Here is an 8130-nt window from a genome sequence, read left to right as displayed (position 1 = left end):
GGGCTTACAATGGCGGCCCCGGATGCACTTCATCGAACCGCCATGAAAAAGCTGTTTCTGCTGCTGGCCGCCCTGCTCTGCCTGGGCCTGGTCGGCTGTGACCAGGACTACCGCAACCACCGCGCCGAGCGTGGCAAACCCAAGATCTCGGTCAGCGAGAGCATCGTGACCGTTCGCCGCCAGCCGGCACCGAACATCATCATCCTGCCGGACGGGCAGATGAAGATCGACGAGATCCTGATCCCGCTCAACGCCGAACAGAAGCAGATGCTGCAGACGATGTTCGGCAAGCTGCAGGTGCTGCGCCAGAACACGCTGGTGGCCGCACCGGCCGACCCCAACATGCAGCCGGTGAAGATCGTGCCGCCGGAGGGCATGCAGGTGATTCCGCCGGACCTGGTGCAGACCATTCCCGAGTTCAAGGATTACACCGAGACTTTCGGCAACATCGTCGCCGACCGTCGCTGAAACGAACAACGCCGCCCTCCCGGGCGGCGTTCTTCCTTCTCGCCTGTGGTGGCTGCGGACCTCGGCCCGCACACCGCTCGATCAGCCGCCGGCACCACCGCCACCGGCCTGGATGCCACCGGCCGTCAACGCGGCCGGATCCAGCAGGCGGCGCAGCTCGGCTTCGGCCAGGCCGCTGTCTTCCAGCGCCACGTCCAGCACCGGGCGCTGCTCCTTGTAGGCGCGCTTGGCAATCGCTGCGGCCTTCTCGTAACCGATGATCGGGTTCAGCGCTGTCACCAGGATCGGATTGCGCGCCAGCGCCTCGGCCACACGGTCCTCGCGCACCTTCAGGCCGGCGATGGCGCTGTCGGCCAGCAGGGTCGACACATTGGCCAGCAGGCCGATGCCATCGAGCAGGTTCACCGCGATCAGCGGCAGCGTCACGTTGAGCTGGAAGTTGCCGGTCTGGCCGGCCACGGTGATCGCCGTGTGGTGGCCGATCACCTGCGCGCAGGCCATCACCGTCGCCTCCGGGATCACCGGATTGACCTTGCCCGGCATGATCGAGGACCCCGGCTGCAGTGCCGGCAGTTCAATCTCGCCCAGGCCCGCCAGCGGGCCGGCGTTCATCCAGCGCAGGTCGTTGGCGATCTTGATCAGGGCTACCGCCAGCGCATTGAGCTGGCCCGACAGTTCCACCGCATCGTCCTGCGCGGCCAGCCCTTCGAACTTGTTCTCGGCGCTGTCGAACTTGAAGCCGGTCTGCTGCTTCAGCGCCTTGGCAACCTGTGCACCAAAGCGCGGGTCGGCATTGATGCCGGTGCCGATGGCGGTACCGCCGAGCGGCAGGCGGCGCACGCGCTTGAGGCTGTCCTCGATGCGCTCCTGCGCCGAGGCCAGCTGCGCCGACCATGCACCGAATTCCTGTTCGAAGGTCAGCGGCATCGCATCCATCAGATGGGTGCGGCCGGTCTTGACCACCTTGCGCAGGCTGCGGCCCTTCTTGTCCAGCGTCCTGCGCAGGTGCACCAGCGCCGGCAGCAGCTGCTCATGGGTGGCCAGCACGGCCGACACGCGCAGCGCAGTCGGAATCACATCGTTGGAGCTCTGCCCCTGGTTGACGTGATCGTTCGGGTGCACCGTGGTCTTGCCGGCCTTGCCGGCGCGATTGGCCAGGGTGGCGATGACCTCGTTGGCATTCATGTTCGAGGACGTACCCGAGCCGGTCTGGTAGACGTCGATCGGGAACTGCGCGTCCCACGTGCCGTCCGCCACTTCGGCGGCGGCAGACTGGATGGCCTTGGCCACGGTCTTGGGCAAGTGGCCCAGCTCGGCGTTGACGCCGGCGGCGGCTCCCTTGACCAGGCCCAGTGCACGGATGAAGCCGCGCGGCATGCGCTGGCCCGACACCGGGAAATTCTGTACAGCGCGCTGGGTCTGCGCGCCCCACAGGGCGTCGGCAGGCACCTGCAGCTCGCCCATGCTGTCGTGCTCGATCCGGAAACCCTTGGGGACGCTCTTGCTTGCAGCTTTGCTCATTGCATCAACTCCGCACTACTTCGGTTGGGGAAAGGGAAGCGGCGGCTGGCAGGGTGTCGCTTCCCAGGCTGGCGGCTGCGACAACGATACTCCCTTGTCCGATGCTCGGTAGTGCTGGCCGCTGGCCGGCATCCCCGCGGGGCCCGCGATTCCATGGGTTGCCGGCCAGCGGCCGGCACTACCTCACCGGCACGTCGTAGAATATGGCCCCCGCCGCTCGTCCCAGCCCTGCCGACATGTCCGAATCCGCCCTGCTCGCCCTGTCCCCGCTCGATGGCCGCTATGCCGGCAAGGTCGACGCCCTGCGCCCGATCTTCTCCGAGTACGGCCTGATCAAGGCCCGTGTCACGGTCGAAGTGGAGTGGCTGCTGGCCCTGGCCGCCGAGCCGGGCATCGTAGAGCTGGCCGCGTTCTCCGACGCCGCCATCGTCCGCCTGCGTGCGCTGGCCAGCGGCTTCAGCCCGGCCCAGGCCGCGCGCGTGAAGGAAATCGAGCGCACCACCAACCATGACGTCAAGGCGGTGGAGTACTTCATCAAGGAACAGCTGAAGGACGATGCCGAGCTGGCACCGGCGCTGGAGTTCGTGCATTTCGCCTGCACCAGCGAAGACATCAACAACCTCAGCTACGGCCTGATGCTGGAACAAGCCCGTCGCGAAGTGGTGCTGCCGACCCTGGACGGCGTCGCCGACGCACTGCGCACCCTGGCCCACGCCCAGGCCGGCCAGCCGATGCTGTCGCGCACCCACGGCCAGACCGCCTCGCCGACCACCCTGGGCAAGGAGCTGGCCAATGTGGTCGCCCGCCTGGAGCGCCAGCGCCGGCAAATCGCCGCGGTCGAACTGACCGGCAAGATCAACGGCGCGGTCGGCAACTACAATGCCCACGTCGCCAGCTACCCGGACGTGGACTGGCCGGCCTTCGCCGAGCGCTTCGTGACCGGGCTGGGCCTGGTGTTCAACCCGTACACCACCCAGATCGAACCGCACGACAACATCGCCGAGATCGGTGATGCCGCCCGCCGCGCCAACATCATCCTGATCGACCTGGCCCGCGACATCTGGGGCTACGTCTCGCTGGGCTATTTCAAGCAGCGCCTGAAGGAAGGCGAAGTCGGTTCGTCGACGATGCCGCACAAGGTCAACCCGATCGATTTCGAGAACGCCGAAGGCAACTTCGGCATCGCCAACGCGCTGTTCGAGCATTTCAGCGCGAAGCTGCCGATCAGCCGCTGGCAGCGTGACCTGACCGATTCCACCGTGCTGCGCGCGCTGGGCACCGCGTTCGGTCACAGCCAGGTGGCGCTGGATTCGCTGGCCAAGGGCCTGGGCAAGCTGGAAGTGAACCCACAGCGCCTGGACGCCGATCTGGATGCGGCGTGGGAAGTGCTGGCCGAGGCCGTGCAGACGGTGATGCGCCGCCATGGGCTGCCGAACCCGTACGAGCAGCTGAAGGCGCTCACCCGTGGCCAGGGCATCACGGCCGAGTCGATGCGCACCTTCGTGCACGGTCTGGAGCTGCCGGCCGATGCCAAGCAGCGTCTGCTGGAGATGACCCCGGGCAGCTACACCGGCCTGGCCGAGTCGCTGGCGAAGAAGATTTAAGGGTTTTCCTTGCGGCGGCGGCCGCGGGCGCTGCCTGCGGCAGGCAACAGCAACGGCAACAGCAACGTCAAAGGCGGCTCTGGGTTATGTCGCGCTTGGCGGGGCGGGTTGGGTTCGCGGGGGACGCCGTGAATCCGTCCSTGGAGGCTTGGCAGCCGCATCCATGYGGCTGACACCCCCGCGACCCCATCCCGCCCCACCTCTGACAGTTGTCCGGTGACGGATCGAAGAGCGTTGGGTTGTCGGGACGGAATTTGAAAGAGGGACGCGGCTTCACCGCGTCCCTTTTGTCGTTTCTGGCTCCCATCCTCATTTCATGCCGCACACCGGGACAAGGCAGGCCGGRGGGACCGTTTCTGAAAACGGGCCAACGTCGGTATTGCCTGATACGTTCGACCATCAACAAGTCCGGCAGATGACGTATTCGCGCCGCAGATTCGAAGGCCAAACTGCAGATCAGAAATGAGTAAACTAATTGACTACATCGTCAACGAGCATGGACACCCAAAGCTGTGTCGCTCGCTCACCCGCGACGAGTGGAATTCACTTCCAACATCCCTTCCTGATCAACTCCGCGAACTCTTCGCTAAGCTGGGCTTTTTCTTCACACTGCAAGGCCAGCTCCAGACATGCCACCCCAGGAGTTTCGAAGGCATTCTGGATGCAGTGTTCGACCACGACGAGCAATTCAACAGTACGAATTGCCATGCGTTTTGCCATAGTGCGTTCGGCAATATTTTCTTCTATCACGAAGTCTTCGGCATCGGAGAGATAGAACTTATGCATGGCTCAGTGATGTGTGAGACCTCTGCACGAGATACAGATGCCGGAATGCATCTTGAACATGCCATCGAGATCCCATTTATGCTCGACGCAGAGGATATCGATGCTTACGACAAAGATGACAGACGGCTATTCTCCAGAGCACGGAAGAAGCTTGGGCCCTTAGAGATCGGTGAATGCTATGGATTCCAGCCACTGCTTTCAATGGGTGGGGAGAACACCATCGAGAATCTGAAGAAGGTCGAGGCCATTGAGCATTTAGGGATCCTGTGCCAGACACAGGACTTCTCCTTATACGAGTATTCATCGTATGGAACCCGGGCGCTTGTCAGATCATTCAGTTGAAATCACACGGCGATCTTCAGATCGACAACTACAGATCTCCTCCGGGTCTTGATACTTCCAGGTAGTTTCTGCGACCTGTGTCTGATCCTGTAGCCCTAAGCCTACGCCGGGCTGCTTTTCGCAATGGCAAAAGCAGCCGAGCGTGGGCTCGGCTCTACACGAGCAAGCGCAGCGCGCGACCCGCTTTTGCCTTTGATTTTCCTCTTCCATTCCGTGGCGGGCCGCGCAGGAAATTGTCAGGGGCCGGGCGGGTGGGCTGCGCGGGGGTGTCCGCCGCATGGATGCGGCGGCCAAGCTTACAGGGACGTACTTGCAGCGTCCCCCGCGCAGCCCACCCGCCCGGCCAAGCGCGGCTTTTGCTTTCAGCGACCAACCCAGACCCGCCACGAGGGGCTCCGCCGTTGGCCGGACACCCCGCGACAAACCAGCACACGTGCGCAATCCCATCGAACGTCGGACAATGGAGCCCTTGGCGGCCCGCCACGCCGCCCCTCCCGCTTTCCGCTGCAAGGAACTCCCCCATGGCCGCCCGCAAGTCCTCCTCCCCCCTGATCGAAGTCACCGCCCGCCGCGGCCAGCCGCTGGGCATGGCACCGGCCACCTTCCTGCGTGACTTCTGGCAGAAACGCCCGCTGCTGATCCGCAATGCCTTCCCGGATTTCCAGACCCCGGTGCAGCCGGAAGACCTGGCCGGCCTGGCCTGCGAAGAGGGCGTGCTGGCCCGCCTGATCGAGCACGACAAGGCCCAGGACAGCTGGCGCGTGCGCAGCGGCCCGTTCCAGGAAGACATCTTCCCCGCCCTGCCCGACCACGACTGGACCCTGCTGGTGCAGGACGTGGACAAATGGGACAAGGACGTGCGCGCCCTGATCGAACACTTCAGCTTCCTGCCGCGCTGGCGCATGGACGATGTGATGATCAGCTTCGCCGCTACCGGTGGCTCGGTCGGTGCCCATGTCGACCAGTACGACGTGTTCCTGCTGCAGGCCCACGGCCACCGCCGCTGGCAGATCGATGCCAGTGAATCGATCAAGGGCAAGCGCCCGCCGCTGGGCTTCCGCCCCGACGTGGAACTGAAGCTGCTGGAAGTATTCAAGCCGACCCACGACTGGGTGCTGGCGCCGGGCGACATGCTGTACCTGCCGCCGAACGTGCCGCATCACGGCGTTGCCGAAGACCCGTGCCTGACGTTCTCGTTCGGCATGCGTGCACCGTCTTCGGCCGAGCTGATCAGTGACTATCTGGACACGTTGATCGCCGACGCCGACGAGAACATCCGCTACCAGGACGCCGACCTGAAGGCACCGGCCGACCCGAACGAGATCGACACCGTGGCGATGGCGCGGGTGATCACCGCGCTCAACGCCATCCGCATGAACGATCCGGACAAGCTGGGTGACTGGTTCGGCCGCTTCATCACCACCTACCGCGCCGCCGGCGAGGTGATGGCCCACCAGGCCGCGCCGCCGCAGGAAGAAGTGCTGGAGGCCCTGCAGTCGGGTCTGCTGCTGCAGCGACACCCGTGGGCGCGCCTGGCTTGGCGCCGGGCCAAGCGCGGTGCCAGCCTGTATGTCAGCGGCCAGGATTTCGCCCTGCCGGTGAAGGACGCGCAGCGCCTGGCAGGTGCCGAGCAGCTCGACGCCGCCGCCTACCGCAGTCTGTCCGACAAGGGCCGTGCGGTGGTCCAGCAGTTGCTGGTCGGCGGCGTGTTCCAGCTGATCGATCCGAACGAGGTGTACGCCGACGAGGAGGAAGAGGTGCTGGGTGAAGTGATCGAGGGCCACGAGCAGGTCGAGGTGATCGAGGCTGACTCGATGTCCGATGACGTCCATCTGGTGACCGTGCACGACGACGGTATTGAAGTGATCGTCAACTTCGATGACCACGACGAAGACGACAGCGACGCCGGCCGCGGCTGAGCCATGAGCCCGCTGCGGGTCCAGCAGGTCAGTCACGCCGAGGCCCACGTCGCCATCCACGACGTGCGCCAGCGGGTGTTCGTGCAGGAACAGGGCATCGACGCCGCCCTGGAGCGCGATGCCCTGGACCCGGTCTGTGCCCACGTGCTGGCGCTGGATGCCGACGGGCATCCGGTCGGCACCGGGCGGCTGGCGCCGGATGGCCGCATCGGCCGCATGGCGGTGCTGGCGGCGTATCGCGGCCACGGCATTGGCGAGGCCCTGCTTGAGGCACTGGTGCAGGCCGGGCGCCAGCTCGGCCTGGCCGAGCTGCACCTGCATGCGCAGCTGCCGGCACGCGACTTCTACGCCCGCCAGGGCTTCCTTCAGGAAGGCCCCGAATTCGAAGAGGCCGGCATTGGCCACCAGCAGATGCGGCGCCGGCTGCAGGCCGTTTCCGCCATCGACAGCCGCGCTGAAGCGGTGGCGATCACCACGGCGATCATCCACCGCGCCCGCCGTCGCTTGTGGCTGCACAGCCGGCAGCTGGACCCCGGCCTGCTGGACGCGCCACCGGTACAGGCAGCCCTGCGCCGCTTCGTCACCGCCCGCCACGACAAGCAGCTGCGGGTGATCGTGCATGACGCCGCAGCCATCGCCAGCGCCGGTGCGCCGCTGCTGGCGCTGTTCCAGCGCCTGCCCAGTGTGATCCAGTTCCGCGAGGTCGCAGACCCCATCGATCGCGCCCTGGCCTCGGCCTGCCTGCTCAACGATGCAGGCGACTTCTACTTTCGTCTCATCGGCCATCGCCTCGACGGCGAATCGGCAATCGCGCTGCCGGCACGTTCGCAGCCGTTCGAGCAGCAATTGCAGCGTGTCTGGGACCGTTCGCGCGAATGCAGCGAATTGCGCGCACTCGGCATCTGACCGCGACCGGTGCGCTCAACCTGTCTGGGACCGAGACCGGGGGACGCCCGATGCCCTCGTCGCTGCCCCTTCGTGTCCGGATGGGGGTACAATTTGGCCGTTTGAACGCGCCCGTGCATGGCTATTCATCTTCGTGCCGGGTCCTTCTGAAGCCATACCCCACAAAGCGAATCAGCACCCTCCATCGTGGACAATCAACTGAAGCAGTTTGCGCAATCTTCGCAACTCGCCGGCGGCAACGCCTCCTATGTCGAGGACCTGTACGAGCAGTACCTGGTCTCCCCGGATAGTGTCGATCCCAAATGGAAAACCTACTTTGACGGCTTCAAGGGCCGCGAAGCAGGCGACATTCCGCACTCGGCCGTCATTTCCCACATCGCGGACGCGGCCAAGGATGCGCTGAAAGCAGGCACCGGCACCGGTGCAGGCGATGAGCGCGAGCGCAATGTCGGTCGCCTGATCACCGCCTACCGTTCGCGTGGTCATCTGGACGCCCGCCTGGACCCGCTGGGCCTGGCCGCTCCGGTCAACACCCCGGACCTCGGCCTGCCCTTCCACAACCTGTCCGATGCCGACCTCAACAG

General features: G+C 65.3%; 7 protein-coding genes. 6 read left to right on the top strand and 1 reads right to left on the bottom strand.

Annotated features, from left to right (window positions below; genetic code table 11):
* The first annotated feature begins 42 nt into the window (after positions 1-42).
* A complete protein-coding gene (locus tag AB4Y84_RS07650) occupies positions 43-468 on the top strand; it encodes a hypothetical protein (RefSeq protein ID WP_032951937.1) in 426 nt (141 codons plus the stop codon).
* A gap of 81 nt (positions 469-549) precedes the next feature.
* On the opposite strand, the gene AB4Y84_RS07645 is transcribed toward AB4Y84_RS07650, so the two are convergent.
* Positions 550-1989 carry a class II fumarate hydratase gene (locus tag AB4Y84_RS07645; protein WP_394196565.1) on the bottom strand — a complete coding sequence of 480 codons (1440 nt, stop codon included), beginning with the start codon at positions 1987-1989 and terminating at the stop codon, positions 550-552.
* 236 nt (positions 1990-2225) lie between these two features.
* Between AB4Y84_RS07645 and purB the strand changes: the two genes are divergently transcribed.
* From purB to AB4Y84_RS07620, 5 genes are all read left to right on the top strand, one after another.
* The gene (gene purB, locus AB4Y84_RS07640; protein ID WP_363732695.1) at positions 2226-3593 is read left to right on the top strand and encodes an adenylosuccinate lyase; all 1368 of its coding nucleotides are present in this window, start codon (positions 2226-2228) and stop codon (positions 3591-3593) included.
* Between the two features lie 462 nt (positions 3594-4055).
* A complete protein-coding gene (locus AB4Y84_RS07635) occupies positions 4056-4721 on the top strand; it encodes a T6SS immunity protein Tdi1 domain-containing protein (RefSeq protein ID WP_442244316.1) in 666 nt (221 codons plus the stop codon).
* A gap of 521 nt (positions 4722-5242) precedes the next feature.
* Entirely contained in the window at positions 5243-6640 is a 1398-nt protein-coding gene (locus tag AB4Y84_RS07630) for a ribosomal protein uL16 3-hydroxylase (protein ID WP_312112914.1), read from the top strand.
* A 3-nt stretch (positions 6641-6643) separates the two neighbouring features.
* Positions 6644-7546, top strand: a complete 903-nt coding sequence (locus tag AB4Y84_RS07625) for a GNAT family N-acetyltransferase (RefSeq protein WP_442244315.1) — start codon at positions 6644-6646, stop codon at positions 7544-7546.
* Between the two features lie 186 nt (positions 7547-7732).
* The coding region (locus tag AB4Y84_RS07620; protein ID WP_442249948.1) for a 2-oxoglutarate dehydrogenase E1 subunit family protein at positions 7733-8130 on the top strand (398 nt) is incomplete at its 3' end.

This window comes from Stenotrophomonas sp. 2YAF22, from assembly GCF_052114665.1.
Classification (GTDB): Bacteria; Pseudomonadota; Gammaproteobacteria; order Xanthomonadales; family Xanthomonadaceae; genus Stenotrophomonas; species Stenotrophomonas indicatrix.
Note: the sequence above shows the minus strand (reverse complement) of the source record. Positions and strands in the feature narration are given on the sequence as shown.

Coding starts and splice junctions, on each gene's coding strand:
- AB4Y84_RS07645 (WP_394196565.1), bottom strand. CDS start 1,989: ATGAGCAAAGCTGCAAGCAAGAGCGTCCCCAAGGGTTTCCGGATCGAG.
- AB4Y84_RS07635 (WP_442244316.1), top strand. CDS start 4,056: ATGAGTAAACTAATTGACTACATCGTCAACGAGCATGGACACCCAAAG.
- AB4Y84_RS07625 (WP_442244315.1), top strand. CDS start 6,644: ATGAGCCCGCTGCGGGTCCAGCAGGTCAGTCACGCCGAGGCCCACGTC.
- AB4Y84_RS07650 (WP_032951937.1), top strand. CDS start 43: ATGAAAAAGCTGTTTCTGCTGCTGGCCGCCCTGCTCTGCCTGGGCCTG.
- purB (WP_363732695.1), top strand. CDS start 2,226: ATGTCCGAATCCGCCCTGCTCGCCCTGTCCCCGCTCGATGGCCGCTAT.
- AB4Y84_RS07630 (WP_312112914.1), top strand. CDS start 5,243: ATGGCCGCCCGCAAGTCCTCCTCCCCCCTGATCGAAGTCACCGCCCGC.